The organism is Desulfomicrobium orale DSM 12838, from assembly GCF_001553625.1.
Taxonomy (GTDB): Bacteria; Desulfobacterota; Desulfovibrionia; order Desulfovibrionales; family Desulfomicrobiaceae; genus Desulfomicrobium; species Desulfomicrobium orale.
Genome location: NZ_CP014230.1, coordinates 1374842 through 1400148, shown reverse-complemented (window position 1 = coordinate 1400148; position 25307 = coordinate 1374842). Strand labels below are relative to the sequence as shown.

General features: G+C 60.6%; 28 protein-coding genes and 1 riboswitch. Of the genes, 9 read left to right on the top strand and 19 right to left on the bottom strand.

The genetic code is table 11. The features are described from left to right. Window positions 1-31: 31 nt before the first annotated feature. From AXF15_RS06345 to AXF15_RS06330, 4 genes are read right to left on the bottom strand one after another with little or no spacing between them, the layout of a single operon-like run. Window positions 32-1021 (bottom strand): beta-ketoacyl-ACP synthase III, encoded by a 990-nt coding sequence (locus tag AXF15_RS06345; RefSeq protein WP_066604865.1) that lies wholly within the window; start codon window positions 1019-1021, stop codon window positions 32-34. Window positions 1022-1046: 25 nt separating this feature from the next. Continuing rightward, complete coding sequence (gene plsX, locus AXF15_RS06340; RefSeq protein WP_066604862.1) at window positions 1047-2114, bottom strand: phosphate acyltransferase PlsX; 1068 nt, start codon at window positions 2112-2114, stop codon at window positions 1047-1049. Beyond that, complete coding sequence (gene rpmF, locus AXF15_RS06335; RefSeq protein WP_066604858.1) at window positions 2107-2286, bottom strand: 50S ribosomal protein L32; 180 nt, start codon at window positions 2284-2286, stop codon at window positions 2107-2109. The genes plsX and rpmF overlap by 8 nt, the downstream gene beginning before the upstream one ends. 21 nt (window positions 2287-2307) lie before the next feature. Further along, window positions 2308-2838: a YceD family protein gene (locus AXF15_RS06330; RefSeq protein ID WP_066604855.1), complete on the bottom strand. Its 531-nt coding sequence runs from the start codon at window positions 2836-2838 to the stop codon at window positions 2308-2310. A 175-nt stretch (window positions 2839-3013) separates the two neighbouring features. Here AXF15_RS06330 and rpmB point away from each other — a divergent pair, with 175 nt between their 5' ends. Beyond that, complete coding sequence (gene rpmB, locus AXF15_RS06325) at window positions 3014-3214, top strand: 50S ribosomal protein L28 (protein ID WP_066604852.1); 201 nt, start codon at window positions 3014-3016, stop codon at window positions 3212-3214. A gap of 289 nt (window positions 3215-3503) precedes the next feature. Here rpmB and AXF15_RS06320 read toward each other — a convergent pair whose 3' ends face one another. Together AXF15_RS06320 and AXF15_RS06315 are read right to left on the bottom strand one after the other, a co-directional pair. After that, a complete protein-coding gene (locus AXF15_RS06320) occupies window positions 3504-5561 on the bottom strand; it encodes a ribonucleoside triphosphate reductase (protein ID WP_066604850.1) in 2058 nt (685 codons plus the stop codon). A gap of 35 nt (window positions 5562-5596) precedes the next feature. Beyond that, window positions 5597-6220, bottom strand: coding sequence for an anaerobic ribonucleoside-triphosphate reductase activating protein (locus AXF15_RS06315; protein ID WP_066604849.1), 624 nt, complete (start codon window positions 6218-6220; stop codon window positions 5597-5599). A gap of 64 nt (window positions 6221-6284) precedes the next feature. Continuing rightward, window positions 6285-6448: riboswitch (cobalamin riboswitch) on the bottom strand. A gap of 236 nt (window positions 6449-6684) precedes the next feature. Here AXF15_RS06315 and AXF15_RS06310 point away from each other — a divergent pair. Further along, on the top strand, window positions 6685-7593 hold the full coding sequence (locus AXF15_RS06310; protein WP_236884731.1) for a hypothetical protein: 909 nt from the start codon (window positions 6685-6687) through the stop codon (window positions 7591-7593). A gap of 139 nt (window positions 7594-7732) precedes the next feature. Here the strand turns inward: AXF15_RS06310 and AXF15_RS06305 are convergent, their stop codons facing one another. Next, window positions 7733-8290, bottom strand: coding sequence for a tetratricopeptide repeat protein (locus AXF15_RS06305; protein ID WP_066604845.1), 558 nt, complete (start codon window positions 8288-8290; stop codon window positions 7733-7735). A gap of 275 nt (window positions 8291-8565) precedes the next feature. Here AXF15_RS06305 and flgB point away from each other — a divergent pair, with 275 nt between their 5' ends. From flgB to AXF15_RS06270, 7 genes are read left to right on the top strand one after another with little or no spacing between them, the layout of a single operon-like run. Next, on the top strand, window positions 8566-8976 hold the full coding sequence (gene flgB / locus AXF15_RS06300) for a flagellar basal body rod protein FlgB (RefSeq protein WP_066604842.1): 411 nt from the start codon (window positions 8566-8568) through the stop codon (window positions 8974-8976). Next, on the top strand, window positions 8976-9413 hold the full coding sequence (gene flgC / locus AXF15_RS06295; protein WP_066604838.1) for a flagellar basal body rod protein FlgC: 438 nt from the start codon (window positions 8976-8978) through the stop codon (window positions 9411-9413). The genes flgB and flgC overlap by 1 nt, the downstream gene beginning before the upstream one ends. A 54-nt stretch (window positions 9414-9467) precedes the next feature. Continuing rightward, window positions 9468-9785 (top strand): flagellar hook-basal body complex protein FliE, encoded by a 318-nt coding sequence (gene fliE / locus AXF15_RS06290; RefSeq protein ID WP_066604835.1) that lies wholly within the window; start codon window positions 9468-9470, stop codon window positions 9783-9785. 21 nt (window positions 9786-9806) lie between these two features. Then, complete coding sequence (gene fliF, locus AXF15_RS06285) at window positions 9807-11417, top strand: flagellar basal-body MS-ring/collar protein FliF (RefSeq protein ID WP_066604825.1); 1611 nt, start codon at window positions 9807-9809, stop codon at window positions 11415-11417. Beyond that, window positions 11393-12418 carry a flagellar motor switch protein FliG gene (gene fliG / locus AXF15_RS06280; RefSeq protein ID WP_066604823.1) on the top strand — a complete coding sequence of 342 codons (1026 nt, stop codon included), beginning with the start codon at window positions 11393-11395 and terminating at the stop codon, window positions 12416-12418. Before fliF ends, fliG begins: the two co-directional genes overlap by 25 nt. Next, the gene (locus AXF15_RS06275; RefSeq protein ID WP_066604820.1) at window positions 12411-13139 is read left to right on the top strand and encodes a FliH/SctL family protein; all 729 of its coding nucleotides are present in this window, start codon (window positions 12411-12413) and stop codon (window positions 13137-13139) included. The genes fliG and AXF15_RS06275 overlap by 8 nt, the downstream gene beginning before the upstream one ends. Continuing rightward, the gene (locus AXF15_RS06270; protein WP_066604813.1) at window positions 13136-14476 is read left to right on the top strand and encodes a FliI/YscN family ATPase; all 1341 of its coding nucleotides are present in this window, start codon (window positions 13136-13138) and stop codon (window positions 14474-14476) included. The genes AXF15_RS06275 and AXF15_RS06270 overlap by 4 nt, the downstream gene beginning before the upstream one ends. A gap of 137 nt (window positions 14477-14613) precedes the next feature. Here the strand turns inward: AXF15_RS06270 and AXF15_RS06265 are convergent, their stop codons facing one another. The 12 genes from AXF15_RS06265 to asnB form a co-directional block, all read right to left on the bottom strand. Beyond that, entirely contained in the window at window positions 14614-14931 is a 318-nt protein-coding gene (locus AXF15_RS06265; RefSeq protein WP_066608764.1) for a TusE/DsrC/DsvC family sulfur relay protein, read from the bottom strand. Between the two features lie 150 nt (window positions 14932-15081). Continuing rightward, window positions 15082-15252: a hypothetical protein gene (locus AXF15_RS14265; protein WP_169793613.1), complete on the bottom strand. Its 171-nt coding sequence runs from the start codon at window positions 15250-15252 to the stop codon at window positions 15082-15084. 12 nt (window positions 15253-15264) lie between these two features. Continuing rightward, a complete protein-coding gene (locus AXF15_RS06260; RefSeq protein ID WP_066604811.1) occupies window positions 15265-15477 on the bottom strand; it encodes a hypothetical protein in 213 nt (70 codons plus the stop codon). Window positions 15478-15685: 208 nt separating this feature from the next. Then, entirely contained in the window at window positions 15686-16096 is a 411-nt protein-coding gene (locus AXF15_RS06255) for a hypothetical protein (RefSeq protein ID WP_236884841.1), read from the bottom strand. Window positions 16097-16117: 21 nt separating this feature from the next. After that, window positions 16118-16864 (bottom strand): lysophospholipid acyltransferase family protein, encoded by a 747-nt coding sequence (locus tag AXF15_RS06250; RefSeq protein WP_169793612.1) that lies wholly within the window; start codon window positions 16862-16864, stop codon window positions 16118-16120. A gap of 39 nt (window positions 16865-16903) precedes the next feature. Beyond that, window positions 16904-17161 (bottom strand): acyl carrier protein, encoded by a 258-nt coding sequence (locus AXF15_RS06245; RefSeq protein WP_066604807.1) that lies wholly within the window; start codon window positions 17159-17161, stop codon window positions 16904-16906. After that, window positions 17151-18389, bottom strand: a complete 1239-nt coding sequence (locus tag AXF15_RS06240; protein ID WP_066604804.1) for a beta-ketoacyl-[acyl-carrier-protein] synthase family protein — start codon at window positions 18387-18389, stop codon at window positions 17151-17153. Before AXF15_RS06240 ends, AXF15_RS06245 begins: the two co-directional genes overlap by 11 nt. After that, window positions 18380-19855 (bottom strand): phytoene desaturase family protein, encoded by a 1476-nt coding sequence (locus AXF15_RS06235; RefSeq protein ID WP_066604797.1) that lies wholly within the window; start codon window positions 19853-19855, stop codon window positions 18380-18382. The genes AXF15_RS06240 and AXF15_RS06235 overlap by 10 nt, the downstream gene beginning before the upstream one ends. Beyond that, window positions 19852-21204: a beta-ketoacyl-[acyl-carrier-protein] synthase family protein gene (locus AXF15_RS06230; protein ID WP_335338901.1), complete on the bottom strand. Its 1353-nt coding sequence runs from the start codon at window positions 21202-21204 to the stop codon at window positions 19852-19854. Before AXF15_RS06230 ends, AXF15_RS06235 begins: the two co-directional genes overlap by 4 nt. Further along, on the bottom strand, window positions 21201-22394 hold the full coding sequence (ahbC, locus tag AXF15_RS06225) for a 12,18-didecarboxysiroheme deacetylase (RefSeq protein WP_066604795.1): 1194 nt from the start codon (window positions 22392-22394) through the stop codon (window positions 21201-21203). The genes AXF15_RS06230 and ahbC overlap by 4 nt, the downstream gene beginning before the upstream one ends. 52 nt (window positions 22395-22446) lie before the next feature. Beyond that, complete coding sequence (locus AXF15_RS06220) at window positions 22447-23370, bottom strand: YIP1 family protein (RefSeq protein WP_066604792.1); 924 nt, start codon at window positions 23368-23370, stop codon at window positions 22447-22449. A gap of 51 nt (window positions 23371-23421) precedes the next feature. Then, the gene (asnB, locus tag AXF15_RS06215; protein ID WP_066604789.1) at window positions 23422-25299 is read right to left on the bottom strand and encodes an asparagine synthase (glutamine-hydrolyzing); all 1878 of its coding nucleotides are present in this window, start codon (window positions 25297-25299) and stop codon (window positions 23422-23424) included. Between the last annotated feature and the right edge of the window lie 8 nt (window positions 25300-25307).

Genomic DNA, 25307 nt, shown 5'->3' with positions numbered 1-25307 from the left:
GAATAAAGGCTGAATGCTTATTCAATCGCCTTTAAAATTGCAACAAGGCCGCCGCCCAGGTGAACCCGCCGCCAAAGGCGGTCAGAAGCACCTTCATACCGGACCGGATGCGGCCGGAGGAGGCGGCTTCGGTCAGGGCGATGGGAATGGACGCGGCTGAAGTGTTGCCCACGCGGTCCACATTCACATAGACCCGGTCCATATCCACATCAAGTTTCCTGACCACGGCCTCGATGATGCGGATGTTGGCCTGATGCGGAATGACCAGATCCACATCCGCCGCGCCCAGCCCGTTACGCTCCAGCAGGGCCGCCGAGACGTCGCTCATGTAGCGGACGGCGTGCTTGAACACATCCCGCCCGTTCATGCGCACAAAATACTCTTCCCCGATGGTCTGCCCCAGCACTGGGGCGCAGGCACTGCCACCACCGTGCACGGTCAGGAGCTCGCCCACCGAGCCGTCGGCCTTCAGCATGACATCGAGCACGCGAATCCCTGTGGGATGGTCCTGTCCCGTGACCACCGCCGCTCCGGCACCGTCCCCGAACAGCACGCAGGTGCTGCGATCCTCGAAATTGATGCGCGACGTGACCACCTCGCTGCCCACCACCAGAATGCGGGCATCCGGGTACAACGAGCAATAGGCTCTGGCCGTTTCCAGGCCGTAGAGGAATCCGGAGCAGGCGGCAGCGAGGTCGAAGGCGGGCAGGCCCTTGAGACCCAGCATGTCCTGCAACAGGCAGGCGGTGGTGGGGAGATTGTAATCGCCGGAAAAGGTACCGACCATGATGTGAGTCAGGTCGGCGGGAGTCAGACCGGCGTCGTCGAGGGCCCGCAGGGAAGCCTGATGAGCCAGGACGGAGCAGGGTTCATCGGGGCCGGAGAAGTGCCGCTGGCCGATGCCCGTCCGGGTCCGGATCCATTCGTCCGAAGTATCGACCAGGCGCTCCATATCCGCGTTGGTCACGATCCTTCGGGGCAAGTGTGCGCCGAGACCGGCGATAAAGCACCTTGAAGCCATGTATCTCGGATTCCGTTGTCGGAGATTACAGCGCCGCATCCGAACCGGCCGGGGCCAGAGTGCGCCCGGTCCGCGAAAACAGACTCAGTTCGGTATTGGCGCGCAGCCCCTGAACGAGCTGGGTGTTGGCGTCCTTGCGGACAAAGGCCGCGGCCTGCTGCAAAGCCGTGCTGATGGCCCGCGCGTTGGACGCTCCATGGCAGACGATGGCGATGCCGTTCAGCCCCAGAATGGGCGCGCCGCCATACTCGGCGTAATCGATCTTTTTCCCGAAGCGCTTGAACGCGGGTAAGGCAATGAGCGTTCCCAGACGAGACCACAGGGACTTCTTCAGCTCGGTCTTGAGCATGGAGGCCAGAGCCGCCCCCAGCCCTTCGCTCAGCTTGAGGGCCACGTTGCCCACAAAACCGTCGCAGACAATGATGTCGGTATCGCCGGTATATACGTCGCGGCCTTCGACATTGCCCACGAAATTAAGGGAAGAACCCTTGAGCAGGGAATAGGCCTCCTTGGTCAGGGCGTTTCCCTTGCCCTCTTCCTCACCGATGCTCAAAATGCCCACCTTGGGGTTTGAAATATCCAGCACGTACCGGGCCAGAACCTCGGCCATGAGACCGAACTGCACCAGATTGTACGGTTTGCAGTCCGCGTTGGCGCCGACGTCGATCAGCACGATGGGTTTTTTGAGGGTCGGCAGGATGGTGGCCAGAGCCGGACGGTCCACCCCGGCGATGCGGCCCAGAATGAACATGCCGCAGGCCAAGGCCGCACCGGAATTCCCCGCCGTGACCACGCCGTGGGCCTGGCCGTCCCGGACCAGACGAAAAGCCACCTGAATGGAACTGTCTTTTTTGCGGCGCAGGATGTCCGACGGTTTTTCGGCCATGCCCGCGACCTGCGTGGTATGTACGACGTCTACCGTTACATCGGCGTGAGGGTGACGTTCGAGCTCCTGGCGGATGGCGGCTTCATCGCCGACAAGGACAATGGCCGCACCGGTCTCCCGGGCGGCCGCAAGAGAGCCCGGAACATTGACTTCCGGGCCGAAATCCCCGCCCATGGCGTCCACGGCGAGGCAGATGGGTTTAGGCATCCGCAGCCTTGACGTACTGGCGGCCTCTGTATTTGCCGCAACCAGGGCAGATGCAGTGAGGCAGACTGGCTTCGCCGCATTCGCAATAAATGAAATTGGGAACGGCCACGTGATCGTGAGAGCGGCGCATGTTCCGTTTGGATTTGGATGTTTTCTTCTTGGGCAATGGCATGACGGCACCTCTACATAAAATCTAGTTGTCTTTTATTTTAACGCCCTGCAGTGCTCTGGCCAGTGGAGACTGAACATCCAGACCGCTGCATACGCAATTTTCCAGGTTCCTGTTTTTTCCGCATTGGGGGCATAGCCCCAAACATGTGTCGCTGCAAAGAATTTTTTCAGGCAGGGACAGGAGGCATTCTTCGCGTAACAAAGCGGCAACATTAAGCTCCCAGCCGTTATCCGTATCGCGCAGCAGCGTGCTCTCCCCTTCGGGAGCTTCGGCATCCTCAAATGCCTCAAAGGAGTCGAAATCCTGGACAATGTCTATCCGGGCCGGTTCGGTGCAGCGGTGACAAGGCGTGGATATCACGCCGCGAAGAGTTCCCCGGATCAGAAACCCGTCCGCCTGAGGAGAAATCGTAAGCCTGGCGGAAAAGGGCTCAAGAATCTCGCACCAGCCGCTGAATTCTTCCCAGATATCCCGCCAGAACCCCTGATCCTCAAAAGAAAATTCCCGGCCGTGCGCCGGGAGATTCGTCAGGCTTATCCATTGTCCGGTCATTGATTACCTCGAAAGAGGACCCGTATAGACGCATCTTTTTTTCTGTCAAGGATTTTCACTTGCCATCCATCCCCGCCGGGTATAAGAGTCCGCTCTCATTGTCGATGATACGGATGGCGTCCGCAAACGGCAGGGCTCAGGACGCAAGAGATATTTAAGCATCAGGGAGGACACCATGTCGAAAGTTTGTGAAATCTGCGGCAAAGGGCCGAAAGTGGGAAACAATGTCAGCCATGCGAACAACAAGAACAAGCGGCGCTTCATGCCCAATCTCCAGTCTGTCCGCGCCCAGCTGAAGTCCGGCCAGGTGAAGAGAATGAAGGTCTGCACCCAGTGCATCCGTTCAGGCGCCGTGACCAAGCCCGAAGTGAAGTAAGGCGCATCTTCAGGCCGAAAAATTTCAACCCCCGTCCAAGGACGGGGGTTTTTTGTTGGCTTTTCGGAAGCACGCGCTCAATCGGCCGTGTGAAGCGGCGGATAGCCCATGGAATTCCGGCGCGGACCGTCCGAGCCGTCAGTACCGATCATGGCGAATCCAAGAAGCCTCGTGAAGACGTTATAAAAAAGACCTCGAAGATATTCTCCAAGGCCTTTTACGGTCATGGGAGCGGGTTCGCCGCGTCCGGATGATGGCACGGAACGGCATCCCGCATCATTTCTATCTTTCACTCAAAGCAGGACGCCTGAGAATATTCCACCCGATCCTTGTATTCGGCCTGTTTGCCTTTGTTCCACAGCTTGACGGGCCGGTAGTACCCCACCACCCGCGTGTAGACTTCGGTTTCCGCTCCGCAGGTCGGGCATACGGCCTGCTCTCCGGTCAGATAGCCGTGATCCTTGCAGACCGAGAAGGTCGGCGTAATGGAGATATAGGGGATCTTGGTCTCGCTTAAGGCGCGCACAATGAATTTCTGAAGAGACTCCATGTCCGGAGCGGACTCGCCCAGAAAGCTGTGGAACACGGTGCCGCCCGTATACATAGGTTGCAGGCGGTTCTGATGCTCCAGGGCGGTGAAGACGTCTTCGGTGTGGCCCACCGGCAACAGGGTGGAATTGGTGTAATAGGGCACGCCGTTTCCGGAGGCCTGGATGTCGGCGTAGAGCTTCTTGTCGATCTTGGCCAGGCGGTAGCTCGTGCCTTCGGCCGGAGTGGCCTCCAGATTGTACAGATTACCCGTTTCTTCCTGAAAAGAAGATGTCAGCTCGCGCAGATAGTCCAGAGTGCGGATCATGAGGCGCGTTCCGGCCTCGGTTTCAATGCCCTTGCCCAGCAGATTCAGGCAGGCCTCGTGGCCGCCCACCAGGCCGATAGTACTGAAGTGTCCGCGAAATCCGTTTTTGAGATACCGCCGGGAAAAGGGAAACATGCCCTTTTCCATGTTGTCCACGACCATCTTGCGCTTGAACTCCAGGGAATCCTTGGCCAAGGTGGCATACTCTCCCACCAGATCCAGAAAATCCTCCTCGCCCTGAGCCAGATAGGCCAGCTTGGGCAGATTCAGAGTCACCACACCGATGGAGCCCGTCAGATCACCCGCGCCGAAAAGGCCGCCCGTGCGTTTGCGCAGCTCGCGCAGATCCATCTGCAAACGGCAGCACATGGAGCGCACGTCTTCGGGCTTGAGGTCGGAATTGATGAAGTTCTGGAAATACGGAGCCCCGAATTTGGCTGTCAGCTGCAGAAGCAGTCGTCCCACTTCGGAGGACCAGGGAAAATCCGGCGTCACATTGTAGGTCGGAATGGGAAAGGAAAAGATGCGCCCGTGGTAGTCTCCGCCGAGCATTACTTCCAGAAAGGCCCGGTTGATCATTTCCATTTCCGGTCTGAAATCACCGTACACGGAGTCCGTCAGCGCCCCGCCGATAATGGCCGCTTCCGAAGCGATGTGCGCGGGCGGCGTGAGGTCGAAAGTCAGGTTGGTGAAGGGGCTCTGCCCTCCCCAGCGCGAGGTGGTGTTCAGGTTGAACACGAATTTCTGCATGGCCTGCCGGACATCGTCGTAGCTCAAGCCGTCGTGCCGGACAAAAGGGGCCAGGTACGTGTCCACATTGTTGAAGGCCTGGGCCCCGGCCCATTCGTTTTGCAGCGTGCCGAGGAAATTGACCATCTGCCCCAGAGCCGCGTCAAAATGCCGCGGCGGCCCGGAAGAGCAGCGGCCTTCCAGGTTGAAGCCTTCCAACAGCAGATCCCGCAAGGACCACCCGGCGCAGTACCCGGCCAGGCCGAAAGACAGGTCGTGGATATGAAAATAGCCGTGCTCGTGGGCCTGGCGGATTTCTTCGGGATATTTTTCCAGAGAGTACCGGGCCTGCACCGATCCGGACAGATGCAGCATGAGCCCCTGAAAGGAATGGGCCATGTTGGCGTTCTCGCTAACCCGCCAGTCGGACTTGTTCAGATAGCTGTCAATGGTCTCGGTCACGTCCAGAAACGTTTCGGTTTCACTGCGGATCTGCCGCCGCTTTTCGCGATAGACGATATAGCGTCTGGCCACATGGTACAGCCGCGATTCCATGAGCACCTGCTCCACCGTATCCTGAACCATTTCCTGTTCGGGACTGGCCATTCCTTCCAGTTTGGCCTCCACCTTCCTGGCCAGGCGTCTGGCCAGAAGCGGATCCTTGATTCCGCTGGCGTTCAGGGATTTCAGAATGGCCTGGGCGATGCGCTCCAGAGACCAAGTTTCAATACGGCCGTCACGTTTGACAATGTTCTTTGGCATGCATTCTCCAAAAAAGGCGAAGTTTCAAAAATGTCTCACTTTTCCGGCGGTGGAACGAACTCCTGGAACACGAGGGGCAGTTTCTCCGGAACTTGGGCCCGGGTCCGCGTCAGATCGGCTGCGGACAACGCGGGGACCTTGGTGCACCGGAAGTATACCCGCCCCGGATGAGCCAGAGCCAGAGCAAAAACTTCCTGCAGGCTCTGCCGGGCCGAAGCCTCGGACATGCCGCCGGTCAGTTCCGGATAGCGGTTCCAGGGGCCTTTCACGTCCACGGCCAGGGTCTGCGCCAGATCCGAAACCAGCAGCCGCTCCAGCACATCCGGAGCCGAGCCGTTGGAATCCACCTTGACCGGCAGGCCGATGGTCTTCAGATCCGCCAGCAGATTTTCCAGATCCGGAACGCAGGTAGGCTCTCCCCCGGACAGCACAATGCCATCCAGCCAGGAACGCCGCCTGCGCATATCTTCCAGAAAGGATTTGCGGCCCAGAACCGGCAGGGTCTGCCAAGTCCAGGCCAGCCCGCCATTGTGACAGGTGGGGCAACGCAGGTTGCACCCGCCCGTGAACAGGACGCAGGATACCCTGCCCGGCCAGTCGCAAAGGCTCACAGGCGCGATGCCGCGCACGCGATTCCACGCGGAATTCGTTTCCGTCATGAACGCCCGAAAAAGTGCAGCGTTTCGAGAAGTTCCCAACACCCCGCATCCGCGTGCGGAGAGTTAAGAGGGAATGCTTCAGGCCGGTATTCTGACTTCCCCTTTCCGCATACCGCCTTCCCGCCTGCAGGCAGTGGCATCGTGGTACGCGGTGTTTGCAGAGGTTACAGCGGCGGGACCGTCCCGGACTCGCACCGGGTTCCCTGCGCCTGAAGATTTCTTGTGGAACAAAAGGGTCTATAGGCAGCCTTGCCCGGCGGTATCAATAAAAATCTTTTCCACAGGATATTGCCCAGTTTTTCTGTGGATAACGGTTTTCATATGCGTCCATCCTGAAATCGGGACCTTCCACCCTTGTTTCCGGCAGAAGAAGCTGACAGAAGCGGACAGACCCGAAGGCATTTCCGCGTAATTTTTACGGGAAGTTCCGCCTTCTCCATTCATTCAAACCCAAGGGGGAACAGATGAAAAAACTGACTGGACTGTTGGTGGCCGGGCTCTGCCTGGCCGGGGCCGGACAACTTTTCGCGGCCGGGGACAAAATGCCCGGCGCGGTCGATTGCCGGGCGGGATACGAATACGCCCTCAAGGGTGATTTCGAAGTCAAAGGCAGACAGGGCATCGCCACGGACGGCAAATATTATTACGTCAGCGGCAGCAAGTCCCTCTACAAGTACGGCAAGGACGGGAAGCTGCTGCTCAGCAACGAAAACCCCTTTGAAGGCTATGCCATTCCGTCCAACCATATCGGCGATATCGACGTATTCGAGGGAGAACTCTTCATCAGCGCCGAGAATTTCATGGACGGCGTGGGCAAGGATATCCAGATCGCCATCCATGACGCCGAAACCCTGAAGTTCAAACGGACATTCAAGTTCGACCCCTCCTCCGGACAGCAGGAAGTATCGGGCATCTGCGTGGACAGGGACAAGCGCACGGTCTGGATGTGCTCATGGGTAGGCGAGGAAAGCGGCCGCTATCTGTACGAATACAGCCTGGACAGCGGAAAATATCTGCGCAAGGTGCATATATTCCCTGTGCCGCAATGGGTGCAGGGCGTCTATTATCACAAGGGTGCGCTGTATGTGACGGCCGATGACGGAGATGCCGATTTTGACGAGCCGGACCACATGTACAAAGTAAATGTGTCCGATCAGACCAGTGCCCAGGTCACTCTGGAAAAGACCTTCACCGAAGTGAAACGGCAGGGAGAGATAGAAGGCCTCAGCATGGACCCGGAAACAGGGGAGCTCTTGGTGCTTTTCAACCGCGGCGCGCGCATCGTGCTGGGCATGGGCAAGGGCTTCTATCCCGGCTATGACAAGGAAATCCACGAAGTGTACCGCTACAGGATGACTCCGGCCAAGCAGTAGCCCCGGATTACGGGCGATTTTCCCTCCGCATCGAAAACAAACGGGCTGGCGGCCTCCACAGAACACTGGCGGCCGCCGGCCCGTTTTTCACTCATGGCCGGTCGATGCCCGAGGGCTCACATCCGGCTGCGGTCCGGCATTATAACTGTCCCAGAAGCTCCGCTGCCGGGGCATATGCCGGATCCTGATTCAGAATCAGCTCCAGCTGGGCTTTGGCTTCGTCTTTCCGGCCGCAGGAAACCAGGCACCCGGCCAGAGCGTAGCGAACCTCGCTCTTGTATGGATGCAGCTCCAGATAGCTGTTCAGCGGCGCAACGGCGTCCTGAGTGCGTCCGGCCAGATGAGCGGCCTGAACCAATCCGAAAAGCGCCACCATATTGCCGGGGTTACGGCCTAAGGATTGCAGATAAAGTCCGCACGCCGCGTCCTGGTCTCCCTGCTGGCCGCGGACCAGCGCCATGCCCGCCAGAGACTTGTCCGAAGAGGCGATGCCGTCGGCCTTTTCATACATGGACAGGGCCTGCTCCAGGTCGCCGCGCTGCACGGCGATGGTGGCCAGCCCCAGATACGGATCCGGATGCACGCCATTGTTTCCGGCGGCCTTCTGATAATAGTCCTCGGCCTTATCCAGATCGCCCATGAACAGATAACATTCGCCCAGTTCCTTGTTGATTTCGTAATCGAGATGGGAACTCATTGTATTCTCCTTTCTGAAAATATCCCGGCGCTTCCGGCGGACTGCCGCCTCGCATCCGTGTCCGTTTCGGAATCAGCCAAGCAAAAAGGAGACCAAAATTGCCCACAACCCGTCGAGAGGCTCCCTGGCCACACCATCAGGCCATAACTATTCTTCATTGCTGGAAATTTTATGCTGAACAAAATGGAACAGTGATTGCTAAAGAGTAGGCACAAATGACGCCGAGGCTTTCGGCGTCAGGAAACACACAGCCTTGAGGCACACGAGGTTCAGCAATGAAAAGCCTTTTCCCGGACCACATCGATTTGACTGCCAGAGTCATGGACTTCCAGATTCAGCGTCAAAACATCGTCAGCGGTAACCTGGCCAATATAAACACTCCCGGCTACAAAGCCCGGACTCTGGAATTTGAAAAGGACCTCCAGGCCGCCCTGGGCATTTCCCAGAATGGTCCCGTCAGCAGGACGCACCCCAAACACCTCCCCGCCAAATTCTCCCCGGACGCCACCGAGGCCTCCGTCGTCAGGGATCTGAATCCCCGCGTGGTCCAGGGCACGGACAACGTCGATCTGGACAGGGAAACAGCGACCATGGCCAAGAACACCCTGATGTACAACACCCTGGCCACCGTCATGCAGAAAAACTTCTCGGGCATGAAGCAGCTCATCCAGGAAGGAGGCAAGTAATGGATCTGATGACCGCCATCGATGTCGGCGCATCCGGGCTCAAGGCCGAACGCACGCATCTCAATGTCACTTCCATGAATCTGGCCAACGCCAAAACCACCCGCACCGTGGGCGGCGGGCCATATCGCCGCAAGGAAGTCATCTTCAGGGAAGCCGAAGTCCAGAGCCCCTTCTCCAAGGCCATGAATTCGGCTTTGGATCAGGAAGTCAAAGGCGTGCGGGTGGACTCCATCCAGAATGACCGCCGTGCCCTGAAGATGGTCTATGAGCCGGGACACCCGGACGCGAACAGCGAAGGTTATGTGGCCTATCCGGACATCAACGTGGTGGAGGAAATGACCAACATGCTTTCGGCCATGCGCGCCTACGAGGCCAACGTATCCACCATCACCACGGCCAAGAGCATGTTCTCCAAGGCCCTGGAAATCGGCCGGTAGTAAAGGAATACATAAGCCAGCGCCCGCTCCGAGGCGGGCATCCGGGAGATACACATGACCATTACACCTTTGGCCCTCAAGGCATACTCCGCGGCGGGGGGACTCACTTCCAAGGGAGTCGCCGCACAGAACGCCGGAACCGGGGAAGCCACCCGGTCCTTCGCCGCCACCATCCAGGAATCCCTGGGCAAGGTGAACGAGATGCAGGCAGAGAAAACAGCCATGATTCAGGACTTCGCCACAGGCAAGAACCAGAACGTGCACGAACTGATGATCACGCTGCAAAAGGCCGGACTGGCCATGGATATGACCGCCGCCGTGCGGAACAAGGTCATGCAGGCCTACCAGGAACTCATGCGCCTGCAATTCTGATAAATTTCCCGAGGACGCGTCATGCCCCCATTTGTGCGAAACTCCCTGGCCCGGGCCACGGATTTCTGGAAAAACATCTCCCTGCCGCAGCGGGTGCTGCTCGGCGGGCTGCTTGCTTCGCTTCTGATCGTTCTTTCCGCGCTGCTCTTCTGGATGAACAGGACGGAGTACAAGGTGCTGTACAGCCATCTGTATCAGGAAGACGCCGCCGGCGTGGTCAATTTTCTGAAGAAGGAAAAAATTCCGTACGAAATCGCCGATTCCGGCTCGACCCTTCTGGTGCCGGAAAGCCATGTATACGAGGCGCGGCTCAAGCTGGCCGGCGAGAATGTGCTGCACGGACAGGGCATCGGATTCGAGCTTTTCGACGAGAACAAGATCGGCCAGACCAATTTCGTGCAGAATATCAACTACCAGCGGGCTCTGCAGGGCGAACTGTCCCGGACCATCTCCGAGCTTCCCGAAGTGGAGAGCGCCCGCGTGCATCTGGTGCTGCCCAGCAAAAGCCTGTTCGTGGAAGAGCAGGCCCCGCCTTCGGCGGCCATCATGCTCAAGCTCAGCGGCGGCCGGAACCTCGCCCAGCAGCAGGTGCAGGCCATCGTCAATCTGGTGTCCACCAGCGTGGAAGGGCTGGGCCCCGAACACATCACCGTGGCCGACAGCCGGGGCAAGGTGCTCTACGAACCCCGCTCCGACACGGATATGGCCGGCATGACCTCCACCCAGCTCGAATACCAGATGAACATGCAGCGCCAGCTGGAACAGCGCGTGGAGCAGCTCCTCACGCCCATCGTGGGACCCGGCCGGGCCATCGTCCGGGTCAATGCGGACCTGGATTTCGACCGGACGACCATCCGCAAGGAAACCTTCGATCCCAAATCCGCCGTGGTCCGCAGCGAAGTCAAAAACGAAGAGGAAAACAGGGGCGCAGCCAACGTGGGCGGCGGTACTCCGGATCCCAATTACCGGGGCGAGAACGACCTGCTGAGCGGCTCCGGCACAACTCAGGAGAGCACGCGCACCTCCTCCACCACCAATTTCGACATCAACCGCGAAGAACGGCAGATTGTTGCCCAGATCGGCGCGGTCAAACGTCTGAGCGTGGCCGTCCTGGTTGACGGCAAATATGTCACGCAGCAGGATGGCTCCCGGACTTTCGAGCCCCTCGGCGCGAACCAGCTGGCCCAGATCCGCCAGCTCGCGCAGCGGGCCGTAGGCTTCGACGAGGTCCGCGGGGACGCCATCGAGGTATCCTCCATCGCTTTCGGCGATCCCGTGGAAGGTGAAAGCTCCTCCGCCCTGGATACGGCCTCGCGGTATTTCCAGCTGCTGGGCAAACCGGTTCTGAACGTGCTGGTCATCCTGCTCTTCCTCTTCTTTGTGGTCCGGCCCGTGGTGCTGGCCCTGCTCCGGCCGAAAGTGGAGGATCCCACCGTGCAGGAACAGCAGGAGCTGGGAGCCGCCGAGGAAATGAAGGCTCTGACCGAGAACATGAGCGAAGAGGATCTGGCGGCCGTGGACGCGGCCAAGCGCATCGAAAACGCCAAATATCTGGCGCAGCAGATGGTGGAACAGAACATGGACCAAGCAGTGCTGATCATGCGCCAGTGGCTGGCTCAGGGAGAAGCGTAAATGGCCGAAAAACTGACAGGCCCCAGAAGACGGCCATTCTCGTTCTGGCTCTGGGCGACGCCTTTGCCGCCGATGTCTTCAAAAAGCTCGACCGCCCCGAAATAACGGCCGTATCCAAGGCCATGGCCAAACTGAACACCGTGACCAAGGAACAGGCCGAGGAAGTGCTGCGGGAATTCAACCAGGCCATGGCTCTGGGCAAGGAAATGCTCTACGGCGGGCAGGATCAGGTCCGCCGGATGCTGGCCTCCAATCTGGATTCGGACACGGCCCGGTACATCATGGAAGAGCTCGACTTCGACGCCGGACCAGCGCCGTTCAAGGAGCTCCAGAACGTCAGCCCCAAAATTCTGGCCCAGATTCTCAGAAACGAGCATCCCCAGACCTTGGCCCTCATCCTTGGACATCTGCCTCCGGACAGCGCGGCCAATCTGCTCCAGCATCTGAGCGCGGGCGTGCGGGCCGAGGTGGTCATGCGGCTGGCCAAGCTCGAATCCGTGGCCGAGGAAATGCTCATGGAGGTGGATCGCGTACTGCAGAACCAGCTCATCGCCATCGGCGGCAAGGAAGGCCGCAAGGTCGGCGGAGTCGGCTCCGTGGCGGAGATACTGAACGCCATCGACCGCGCCACCGAAGAAGAGATCATGGCCGACATAGAGGAAGAGAGCACACAGCTGGCCGAAGAGATCAAGCAGCTCATGTTCGTGTTCGAGGACATCATCAAGATCGACGAGCGCGGCATCCGCGAACTGCTCAAGGAAATCAGCAACGAGGACCTGACCATGGCTCTGAAAACCGCGGCGGAGGACCTGCGCCAGAAGTTCTTCAAGAACCTGTCGGAGCGCGCGGCCAACATGATCCGCGAAGACCTGGAAATCATGGGTCCGGTCAAGCTTTCCGACGTGGAGACGGCCCAGCAGAATATCGTCAAGCAGGTGCGCCGCTTGGAAGCCGAGGGCCGCATCATCATCGCCGGCAGTGGAGGAGACGTCCTTGTCTGATCACGCCCTGTCCTTTTCCCCCGGCCGGGTGGTGCCCCATGGCGGCACGGCCGCACTGCACTGCCGCACCGATCTGCGCTGGAACGATGAGACCGAGGCCCTGTACATGGAACAGGTCCGCGGCCGGGCCCGGCAGAAGGCCAGAGAAATTCTGGAACAGGCCCTGGCCGAGGCCGAAAGTATCCGCGAGCAGGCCCGCGGCGAGGGATTCAGCGCCGGACAGGCCGAAGCAGTGGCCCTGGGACAGGCCGAGGCCCAAAAAACGGCGGAATTTCTGGCCTCCCTCAGACAGGCTCTGATGGATGAAAAAAAGCGGGTATTTCATGCGCACAAAGACACGCTCTTTCAGATCATGCGCGCTGGGCTGGAAAAAACCCTGGGCGTGATGCTTGAGGAACGGCGGGAGGAAATTCTGAAAACCCTGCTGGAAGAAGCTGTAGACAACCTTCAGGCGCGCACCACCGTGACCCTGCATGTCTGCCCGGACGACCTGCCCCTGGCCCGCGAACTGGCCGGACATGCCCGGGAAATCATGCCGGAATTGCCGGAACTGACCATCCGCTCCGCTCCTGATCTCGGCCCTGGCGGCCTGCGTCTGGAAAGCGGAGACGGTCTGGTGGACAACTCCGTAACCTCCCGCTTCGAGCAGGTGCGGCATATTCTTGACGAATATCAGGAGCCCGGCCCTTCCACCCCCGAAACGGGCATGGACATGCCATGACCGCAGATCTGGACGGCACCCTCCAGCTTCTGGACAGCCTCCGCCCGGTCCAGTCCTACGGCAAAGTGACCAAGGTGGTCGGGCTGGTGGCCGAGGGCCGGGGCATCAAGGCTCCGCTTGGCTCCCTGTGCCAGATTGTGCCCGACAGCCAGCACGGCCAGGCGGTCAACGCCGAAGTGGTGGGCTTTCGCGACGACGTAGTGCTGCTCATGCCCTATGGCGAGATGCGCGGCGTACGGCCCGGCAGCCTCATCCGCAACACCAGCACGCCTCCGCACTTTCCCGTGGGCAACCGGTATCTGGGCTGCGCCGTGGATGCTTTCGGCCAGTCTCTGGATCCGGAGCATCCTGTTTCCCCGGCCCGCTACAATCCCCTGCATGCCGACCCGCCCAATCCCCTGAGCCGCCCGCGCATCAACGAACCGCTGGATGTTGGCGTGCGCAGCATCAACGCGCTGCTGACTCTGGGCAAAGGACAGAGAGTGGGCATCATGGCCGGTTCGGGCGTGGGCAAAAGCACGCTCATGGGCATGATCGCACGCTACACCTCTGCCGATGTGAATGTCATCGGACTCATCGGCGAGCGCGGCCGGGAAGTGGTGGACTTTATCGAAAAAGATCTGGGGCCGGAGGGGTTGGCCAGATCGGTTCTCATTGTGGCCACTTCGGATCAGGGACCGCTGATACGTATGCGCGCGGCCTACGCGGCCACGGCCATGGCCGAATTTTTCCGGGATCAGGGCAAGGATGTGCTGCTTATGATGGATTCCGTGACCCGCTTCGCCATGGCCGCACGGGAAGTGGGCCTGGCCGCAGGCGAGCCGCCCACCACCCGCGGATATACGCCCACTGTTTTTTCCCTGCTCCCCAGGCTGCTGGAACGGGCGGGCCGGTCGGCCACGGGCAGCATCACCGGCATCTACACGGTGCTGGTGGAAGGCGATGATTTCAATGAGCCCGTGGCCGACGCCGTGCGCTCCATTCTCGACGGCCACATCGTCCTGACCCGGGAGCTGGCGGACCAGGGGCATTATCCGTCCATCGACGTGCTGAAGAGCGTGAGCCGCCTGAGCGGAGACATTACGTCCAAAGAGACGCGGATGCACGCGCAACGGCTGATCCGCATGCTGGCCACGTTCAACCGGGTGGAAGACATGATCAATATCGGGGCTTATGTTCCGGGGAGTAATCCCGAGATCGATCTGGCTCTGGAAATGAACCAGCCCATCCGTTCCTTTCTGCAGCAGAGCATCGACGAACGCTGTACGCTGGAACAGTCCTTTTCCCAACTGGACAGACTGGCCGGAAAGGCCAGACCGGCACAACCAGGGTTATGATACGGACCGGCCCTGAAGAAACTCTGTTACTGCGAAAAACTTTCCGGCAAACATGTCCTGAGAATAAAACACCAGTCCCTGAAACGAGAAAACCCTGCCGAAGCAGGGTTTTCTCACGAAGGTCCGGAAAAAATGAATTACACACAACCAGTGGGCTTGGGCAGGCCAGCCATTTTGCAAGCGCCTTTGCCGGGGCCGGAAGGAAACAACTCGTAGATCTGTTTCAGTTTGTAGCCGGTGGATTTGGAGAGAATGCGCACCATGGGGGCGATACCATTCTTTTTGTAGTAATCCTGCAGGAAATCCAGAATTTCCTGGTGGGCCGGGGTGATTTCGGCGATACCTTCACTGTCCTTGACATAATCAACCCACTCGGGAGCCCAATCTTCAAACTTCAGCAGGAAGCCGTCTTCGTCGATTTCGAAAGCTTTTCCCTCGAATTCAATTTGTGCCATGCTCGATTCCTCCTTGAATGTTGTGCCATAAAAATTTTTCCGTTCCGGAAAAAGAATTTGCAAGGGCCTTTGCTAGAGTAAAAAAAACTTCCTGTCAATGCACCCCGCCGGTTATCCATCCGGCTTTCCGGGGAAGCGCCAAATCAGAGACTACTTGAAATCCCGGACAATGACCTGCTCCTTGCGCAACCGGCACCAGGATGGACGGCCGCTTTCATCGTCCACCGGACGATGCTTGGGCAGGGAAATATTACAGACCCGCCTGTCCTCTTCCAGACTCAGGAAAGGGCACTGCCCGCATGCCGTTGCAATGATGATCATATGCTCCGCCTCTCACACGTCGGCGGCCAGAGGGATTTCCTTGCAGTAGTCGTCCCACTCGGCGCATGCCAGAGGCTGCTCGAAGTCCGCCTGGCATCCGGCGCACAGGACCGTCACTGTGGAGTCGTTGCCGAAACGCTCCCGCATGGTCTGCTCGTCATACGTCTCCGTGCTTTCCAGGCCACACTGGGGGCATGTGGTGGAAACAGTGAACTCCTTGGTCATGGGAATATCTCCTTCGAAAATGAAACTTGCCTGGGCCGCGAAATTTCCGCGTCCGAAACCGGAAAGTGGATATTATGGCCGCATAAAGCCGACGCAGCATTCCGTCAAAACATATTCCTGGAACACGGTTCTGGGGCGACCGGTTCCCGGGGACTCCGGATCAAAGGCCGCGTCCCGGCATGAACCGCAGACGCGGCGGAAAACCGCGCTATCTCCCCATGGTCAGCTCCCGCTGAATGGAGTCGTCGAGATTTCTGACCCACTCGTTGTAGTTGCTGTGGATTCTGGACTTCGCCCGGTCGTACTTCAGATTGGAACTGTCCTTGTAGATGATATCGTAGGCTCTGTCGGTGTAGAAAATATCCACCACGGCCCGATGCGAGCGGCGCCGCAGATCGCCCACGATATGCCCTTCTCCGGCCGGGGTCATGCGCCATCCGCGTTCAGCACCCGCCCTGAGGATGGCCTGTTTGACATTGTCCGCACTCTGCTTCTGGCTCATGACCGGAACGGGCGAATTCCTGACATTGGTCAAAGTGGCGATGCGGCATCCCGTCATGAAAAGCAGAGCGCAGGCAAACAAAGCCATGATGGAAAAATGCAGAAAACGGAAATTCATTTTTTCCTCCTCTGTTGTGGTTCATGGGCAGTGAAAATTTGCGCTTCCGTCCAGACGGCGCAGTTCGCTGTCCAGGACATTCTTCGTTTCCCTGCGCAGCAACAGATGCGCTCCGGGACCGTACTCCGCGAACGCCGCCGGATGCAGGGGCGGCAGGGCCGTGATGGAAATCTCCGCCCGGCGGACCCAGGCCCGCCCCCTGGACAGAAACCGCCCCGTGCCGTGGATGCAAAGAGGCACAATGGGCACGCCCGCCTCCATGGCCAGGGTGAAGGCGCCGGAATAGAAGCGTCCCAGCCTGCCGGTGGCGCTGCGCGTGCCCTCGGGGAAAATGATCAGCGAAACACCCCGGTTCAGGCGGTCTTTCCCCAAGGCCAGAAATTCCGCGGCGGAAAGATTTTCGCTGTTCAGATATTCTCCAAGCAGCATGTACGGCCCGTAAAAAGGGATGCGAAAAGGCCAGGCCCGGACCACGAAGGCCAGATCGTAAATGGGCAGCGCCCCCATGCAGAAGGCGTCGAAAAAGGACTGATGGTTGGCCACCACGATGCAGGGGACGGGATAGTCCTCCCGGGCACCGGTTCTGACGCGAACCGGAACAAAAACGGAAAGAAGATGGAGCCAGCCCCGTCCGTACAGCCAGACGATACGCCGCACGGCCCGCCCGGAATCCAGCCCCTTCACGCGCAGCCAGCAGTATGCGGGCGGGGAAAAAATGATGGTGATCGCGGTCAACAGCAGCAGGCCGCCGTAAAAACCGGCGTTCATGAGCATTTCCCGGAAAGGACGCCGTGCGGCCATGGGAATTCAGGCGTCCATGGCCTGTTTCTTCTCGATCATGAAAGCATGCAGGTCGGCCAGATTGCGGATGGCCGCGATGCGGGGATCCTTGCCTATTTTGACGCCGAATTCCTGCTCCAGCACGATGACCATGTCCACGGCGTCCAGGCTGTCCAGCCCCAGATCATCCTTGAAGGACGCCTCCGGTTTCAGAGCCGACGGGTCCAGCTCGAATTCCGTGGCAATGGCGGCGTTGGTGCGCGCGATGACTTCCTCATTCGTCATGGGTGAATCTCCTGAGTACGACCGAGCAATTGACTCCGCCCAGGGCGAAATTGTTCTTGATGAGCGCTCCGGATTCCAACGGCAGAACACGGCGAGGCAAGAACAGGCCTGAACATTCGGGCGCGGGATTGTCAAGATTGCGGGTGGGGGCAAGCCGCCTGGCCACAAGCATCCGCACACAGGCGGCAAGTTCCAGCGCCCCGCTGGCCGCCATGGTATGACCCATATGCCCCTTCAGGCTGGAAACGGGCGTGGCCGCCCCGAAAAGCCGCTCGATGGCCCTGGCCTCGGCCTCGTCGCCCTGCACGGTGCCTGTCGCATGAGCGTTGACATAGCCGATGTCTTCGGGGCGCAGACGCGCATGGTCAAGGGCTTCTTCCATGCACCGGCGGACCGGCTCCGGGTCCGGGCTCGCGATGCTCGTTGTATCGGATGTGGATGCGAATCCGGCCACCTCGGCCAGGATGTCCGCGCCACGCGCCAGAGCTGAATCAAGAGCCTCCAGCAGCAGGACACCCGCACCCTCGGCACAGACAATACCGTCCCGGTCCCGGTCGAAGGGACGCGGCGTACGCTGCGGAGTGTCGTTGTATTTTGTGGACGCGGCCTGAATGGTGTCGAAGGTAGCCGCCGTGAGGGGATGAAATTCGTCCGCCCCGCCGCAGAGCATCATGTCCTGACGGCCCAGTGCCACGGTCTCGAAACCCAGTCCCACAGCCTGACACCCCGTGGAGCAGGCCGCCGCCGGAGCCAGAACACGCCCCGTGATCCCCAGGGCCTGAGCCAGATTGGATGCACAGGAATGGCTCATGATGCGGAAAAACAGCATGGATTTGGTGTGTTCCACGCTCTGGCCGGGCAGATACTGCATAAAGAACTCCTCCATGGTGGACACGCTGCCCACGGTGGAGCCCAGAGCCACCCCCAGCCTGCCACCCGCGACCGTCTCCGCGTCCACCCCAGCCTGGGCCAAGGCCTCCTGCGCCGCAAACAGGGAAAAAACCGACATGGCCGACATGGAACGCCTGATCCTGCGCGGCACAACGCTGGCGTCCACATCGCGGACCAGCCCGGCCACTCTCGGCCCCAGACCATGAATATGCTCCAGTTCCGGCACGCGGACAACGCCGCTGACCCCGTCCAGCAGCCCCGCAAACATCGGTTCCACGCCAAGGCCCAAAGGCGAAACAGCCCCAAGCCCGGTGATGACCACCCGCCTCAGCGGCATGCGCGCACCTCCCCCCGCAGAATATCATGCCCGATCACGCAGCCACAGGCCAGAAAGGCCGAGACCACGGCGCCCAGCACGCCCGGAGCGACCACGCCCTGTCCGGCCGCCCACAGGCCCGGAATGCGCGTAACGGGTGCGGGATTGAACTGTCCCGCCGTGTGCCCGGCGCCATACAGACTGCCCGCCGGAGCGTGCATGAAATCGCGCAGGGTGAGCGGCGTGGCCCCATCCACGAAAGACACGCCCGCAAGTTCCGGAGCATGGCGCAGCACAGCCCCGGCCATGGCCTCAAGCCGGGCGCGCTTGTGCCGCCCGTACTCTCCGGGGCGATTGCCCGGCCGCGAATCCGCCCATTGCGCCACATCATCCATATATCCCGGCGCGATGACAGTCACGGTCCGCCTGCCATTCCCCGCTTCCGCGCCGGACACGGCGTAGAACGGCCCCTGCTCCGGCGTCCGGCCGGGCCGGAAAAACGCGGCGACATCCGTCTCCGGGCAGATGAAGAGGTTTCGCCCTTCAAGAACGCCGACAGGCTCGGAAAGGCCGAACAGCATGTACGCAGAGGGAGTGTCGGTCAGGGCCCTGATGCGCCGCCGGTAGGCCGGGCGGAAGCCTTCGGGCGCAAGTTCCGGCAAAAATTTCGGATGCGCGGTGCACAGCACGCCCCGAGCCTCGATAACGCCGCCATCCGAAGTCTCCACGGCGCGGACGGTTCCGGCGGAGTCCAGCAGTATCCGCCGCGCTCCGTACCCGCAGCGCAGTTCCACCGAGGCCGCCCGCAGGGCGCGCTCGAACGCGCGGACCAGGCTCAGGCCGCCCCCCGCCACGCCGTGCACGGATTGCAGATACGAGCCCACGACCCTGGCGTGGTGGGCAAAGGCCACCTCCTGCGGGGACACGCCATGCAACAGACAGTGCACGGACAGAACGGACTTGAGCAGCGCGTCGTCCGTCAGGGAATCCAGATATCCGGCCAGCGTGCTGCTGTCGCCGATAGCGGCCAGCCCGGCGCTCCGAAAAGGCCGGTCCGGATTCAGAAACGGAGAGGCATCGAACTCCTTTCGCACAGCCGCCAGATAGGTCCGGATGGCGGGAATTTCATGGGGAAAGGCGGCCCCCAGGGTCTCCAGAGCCCGGTCATAACCGGCGGGGATGCGAAATTCGGCGTTCAGTGAGGGGTAGCGGATGCAATCAAAGCCATCCGCCGCATAAGGCCGGCGCTCGAGTCCGGTCAGGCCCAGAGCGCGGAAGTACGTATCCAGAATTTCTCCCGGCCCGAAAGCGCCGAGATAGTGCAACCCCGTGTCGAAGTACGCCCCCTGCCGGAAAAAGCCGCGCAGTGTGGGCGCAGGAAGGGGAAATTTCTCCACCAGGGTCACGGCGTATCCGTGCCGGGCCAGCAGCAGGGCCGCGCTCATGCCGGAAACACCGGCCCCGATGACTACGAACCGGGGCGTCATGTCCCAAACCGCAGTGCGAGGCAGGAATTGGTGCCGCCGAAACCCGCCGCGTTGCACAGCACCGTGCGCGGCGGACGGTCGATGACCGAAGCCGCGATATTCAGGCCGGCCGAAATTTCGTCCGGTTCCTCGAAGTTGATGCTGGGGGCGATGAAGCCGTCCCTGGCCATGAGGGTGGCGTACACCACCTGCGAGGCCCCGGACATCCACAGCTCGTGCCCGGTCATGGATTTGGTGGAAGAGACGCAAGGCTTGGCTGGTCCGAACACATCGAGGATGTTTTCAGCCTCGGCCCGGTCTCCGGCGGGCGTGGAGGTGGCGTGGGCGCAGATATAATCGATCCGGTCCGGGGTCAGCCCGGCCGCGTGCAACGCAGCGGTCATGGCCCGGGCCAGACCGCCCCGGCTGGGTACGGACAGGCTCTCGCCATCGGAGGAAAAGCCGTACCCGGCCACTTCTCCCAGAATACGCGCTCCCCGCCTGCGGGCCAGATCGTAATTTTCGAGCAGCACTGCGGCCGCCCCGCCGCTCGGCACCAGTCCGTCACGCGCCCGGTCAAAGGGACGACTGGCCGCCTCGGGCTGATCCAGCCGGGCCGAGAACGCGCCCAGCCCGTCGAAACTGCACATGGACTCCCAGTTGATCTCCTGCGCCCCGCCGCAGAGAACCCGGTCCTGGCGGCCCAAAGCGATGAGATCCGCCGCCTGGCCCACGGCGTGCCCGCCGCTGGAACAGGCCGAACTGATGGTCCAGCACGCTCCGCGGGTGCCGAGCAGCGTATTCAGATTCATGGTCACGCAGGAAGTCATGGAGCGAAAAACCAGCCCGCTGCCGATGAGCGCCGTTTCCCCGCGCTCCCTAAGCAGTTCCACCTGTTCGAGGGCGGCCAGACAGCTGGAATCGGAACCGAAAACCAGACCGGTACGGTCATCGCGCAGGTCATCGGGATCCAGTCCGGAAATTCTGACGGCCTCCATGGAAGCGGCATAGGCCATGACGGCGAAATCCGGCATGGTCTTCAGCTGCTTGCGGTTCAGCCAGGCGGAAGGATCAAAATCTTTGACGACGCCGGTGAGGGAAGAAGAAAAACCGCGCCGAAGCCGCTCGGGGTCGCTGACAATGCCGGACCGTCCCCGGTACAGAGCCCGGGACACCGTATCCGTGTCGTTGCCCAGAGTGGAGATAACGCCGATACCGGTAATGGCCACGCGGTTCATGACCGCGAAAGACGCGCGCCTGCGTCCGGATTCTGTCTCATGCTCAATGCGCTCATCGGCCGGTCCGTAAAAGAAAAAGGGGACGGGAAGCATCCCCGGTGGAATGCGGGAAAAGCCCCGCGAAACATTCACAGGGGCTCGCCCGTGATCTCCTCGTCCGTCAGATAACAGGCCGGGTCCTGAGCCCAGAAATCGTCGTAATAGGCCTCGGCGCGGGCGCGGAAATTGCCGCCGCAGATGTTCAGAAAGCGGCACGCGGCACAGCGGCCCTTCACATGCGGACGCTTGTCCTTCAGCTTGTGCAGCAGTTCGATGTTCCGGTCGGTCCAGATTTCCGAGAAGGGGCGCTCCAGGACATTGCCGAAGGTGATATGGCGCATGAACTGGTCGGCATGCACGGAACCGTCCCAGGAAATGCAACCGATGCCCCGGCCCGAGGAATTGCCTTCGTTCATCCTGAGCAGCTCCATGACCTCGGCGGCGCGCTCCGGGTCTTCCTTCAGCAGCCGGTAATAAACGTAAGGGCCGTCGGCGTGGTTGTCGACGGTCAGCACTTCCTTGGGCAGGCCCTTGTCGTGCAGGGCACGGGTGCGGTCCATGATCAGGTCCACCACGGCCCGCGTCTCGGCATGATCCAGATCTTCCTTGATCAGCTCCGATCCGCGCCCGGAATAGACCAGATGGTAGAAACAGATGCGAGGCACTTCCATGGCCTCGATGAGGTCGAAAAGGTGCGGAATTTCCGCCGCATTGCGCTTGTTGATGGTGAAGCGAAGACCCACCTTGAGGCCCTCGGCCTGACAGTTCTCCACGCCCTTGAGCGCCATTTTGTACGAGCCGGGCACGGCGCGGAAACGGTCGTGCACTTCCTCGGCTCCGTCCAGGGATATGCCCACATAAGAGAGCCCCACATCCTTGAGTTCCCTGGCCTTGGCCTTGGTGATCAGCGTCCCGTTGGTGGAGATGACGGCCCGCATGCCCTTGGATGTGGCGTACTTGGCCAGTTCGACCAGATCTTCGCGAACCAGGGGTTCACCGCCGGAAAAAAGCATGACCGGCGCGCCGAAGGCCGCCAGATCGTCGATAATGGCCTTGGCCTGGTCTGTGGAAATGGGATCCTTGTGCCTGCTCGGCTCCACGGCGTGCGCGTAACAGTGGACGCACTTGAGATTACATCGCTGGGTCATGTTCCAGACCACAACGGGTTTCTTATCCTTGGCGAATTGCAGCAGGTGGGACGGCAGTTTGCCGGAATGACGGCCGTAGCGCAAGGCGTCGGAGGGTTCCACCGTGCCGCAGTAAAGTTTCGAAATGCCGATCATGATACCTCGCGTGAACCCGCAGGTTCACCTGGTTGAAGGGGCAGACCCGCCGTCAGACCACCGGAGTGTTTCTGAACAGAAGAATCATGAGCACAAGGCCGATCAGCCCCAGCAGTATGGGGATGGTCAGCACCGCGAGAACCTGTTGCGTGCCCGCCCGGTGAACGTATTTGAAACCGAAGAACTTGTAGACCATGAACCCGATCAACCCGATGGGCAGACCAATGTAAGGCACGACCAGAAAAAGCAGGGGCACTGAGCTGTAAGCTGCCGCCCGGAAGGTGCCTGAAAAACCCTTGGAGTCGGCATTGAACACCCGCAGCAGCAGATGGTTTACGCCCACATCCAGAAAAAACGCCACGGCCGCCTGCAACGGGTACACGATGAGAGCCAGAACCGCCTGCGTGTTCTGGCCGAACCCGTCCATCATCACTCCGGGAGGCAGAATATCCAGCATCTGCCAGACAACCCGGGACAGCGCCACAGCCTCGACGATAAGCAGCAAGAAAAGCAGGGGCTTCAGCAGCTCCCGGCGGATAAGCATGGAGGAGAAGAAACGCCGGGGGTCGGACAGGACGTCCAGAACCGTCTGGGCAAAAGCCTGGACCGGAGCCGCCCCGCTCTTCTCCCACGCGGGCGGCGTCGAGGCTTCCGGCTCATGATCCTGGTGGGCGTCTTCCTGACCCTCGCTCAGTGCTTCCAGATTTTCCCACAGGTCTTCTTCCGCAGCGGGTTCAGGCTGCGGCACGGGCCGGGGGCCGGGAGCAGCCTCCGCAGACGGCGAAACCGTCTGCGTCTGCAGTTCAGACGTTTCTTCCTGAAGGTTTGGATCCGCTGCGGGCTCAGACTGTGGAGGACGGTCCCGGAATTTGAACCGGTGGGCACATTTGGGACATGTAGCCATGACTGCCCTGGGGGGCAGAATCTCGTCGTCGACAGTGCGGGCAAAACCGCATTGGGGGCAGGTGATTTTCATGGTACAGGCTGTCTCCTTCTTGGGCGCAACCGATACCCGCTCCCGCTCCGATTAGCAACCAAGGCCCCTTCCGGGCCGCAGAAAGAGATCATCGAAAAGATGCAGAAAAAAGGCCACGATGAGTACGCCGCTGTAATCCATGGGACTGTCCGCGTCGAACTCCCGCAGCATGTGGTCGATGAATTCCGGCCGGAAATAGCCCTTTTCGCGCACGGTCCGGGCGGAGAGCACATCCCCCACCGCAGTACGGAAACGCCGGACGAACCATTTGGATGGCGGAGCGAGAGGCTGTTTGCGGCGCTGCCAGATGGTCCCCGGCAACACGCCGCGCATGCTTTTCTTGAGCAGGAATTTTTCATTCAGTCCGCGCATCTTGTAATGGGCCGGGAGGGAAAAAACATATTCCACCAGCCGGTGATCCATGAACGGTGAACGCAATTCCACGGAGTTGGCCATGCTCATGGCGTCGGCCAGGGTCAGGGTCAGGTTGGGCAGGCGCATGCGGGCTTCGAAAAGAAGCGCCTGATTGAGAATCGGAGCGGATTTAGGGACAGCGGGCAGTTCGCCCAGACGCTCTCCCCGGCGGGAGGTCAGACGCTCGTGGAAGAGCGGAGCAAGGAGCTGGTCTTTGAACTGGAAGACCTGAAAACGATAGGGCAGGGCCGGATGCGTCACGGGGTAGGATTTGAGCGTCCGGTACTGCGCCCAGGCCTGAACCGGCGAAGACAGGGCCGGGAAGACCCGGCGCAGAAGATCGGCCCGGCCCGGTGTCTCCTTCCGGCCGATAAAGGCCATGAGCTTCAGAAGTTTGAAATAGTCGTACCCGCCGAGGATTTCATCGGCACCGTCCCCGGACAGCACCACCTTGAAGCCCATGCTCCGAATCTGGCGGGAGAGCAGATAAAGGGGCAGATTGAGCAGGGTGACCAGCGGCGTTTCCAGATACCAGACCAGATTTTCCAGCTCGTGCTCCCCGATGGAGCAGGCGAACTCCTGATGCCTTGTACCGAACCGGTCCGAAACCAGCCGGGCGAAATGGCGCTCATCATACCCGGCGTCCTCGAAGGTGATGGACAGGGTGTGCACGGGCGTCCCCGACAGCCGGGCGTACAGTCCCGTCACGGCACTGGAATCGATGCCGCCGCTCAAATACGACGCCACGGGCACGTCCGCCGCCAGCCGGGCGCGTACGGCCTCGGTCAAATGGTGGCGCAGGCCGTCCGCCGCTTCGTCTTCGGACAGGGCCGCCGTTTCCTCGGGCAGCCGCCAGTAAATCCGCTCCCGGCGCGTGTTCCCCGTGCAGAGCAGGCTGGAGCCGGGCATGACCTGGAATATGGACTCGAAGAATGTGGATGGAGCGAGATTGAATCCGTAGTCCAGAAGGCGGTCCATGGCCACGGGGTTAAACCGCCGCGCGACGCCGGGAAATCTCAGAAGCGCCTTTATTTCCGATGCGAAGACCAGGGTTTCGTCAGGCAGAACCGTGTAGAAAAGCGGCTTCTTGCCCATCCTGTCTCTGGCCAGAAAAAGCCGCCGGTCGCGGGGCTCCCAGACGGTGAAGGCGAACATCCCGACCAGCCGGGAAGGACAGTCCTCGCCCCACTGCGTATAGGCGGCCAGCAGAATTTCGGAATCGGAGCGGGTCTGGAAGACATGTCCCAGAGACGCCAGTTCCGCGCGCAGCTCCCGGAAATTGTAGATCTCACCGTTAAAGACAAGCACCGCACCCGTTTCGGGATGAATGACAGGCTGATTGCCGCCGGGCAGATCGATAATGGCCAGCCGTCTGGAAGCCAGGGCGCAGTAGCTGTCCTGATACAGGCCTTCGTGATCCGGCCCGCGATGGGCGATACTTCCGGCCATGGCGCGCAGCACGCCCGGATCGGAAGGAATATGGCTGGGATGAAAAAAGCCGGCGATACCGCACATGAAAACCG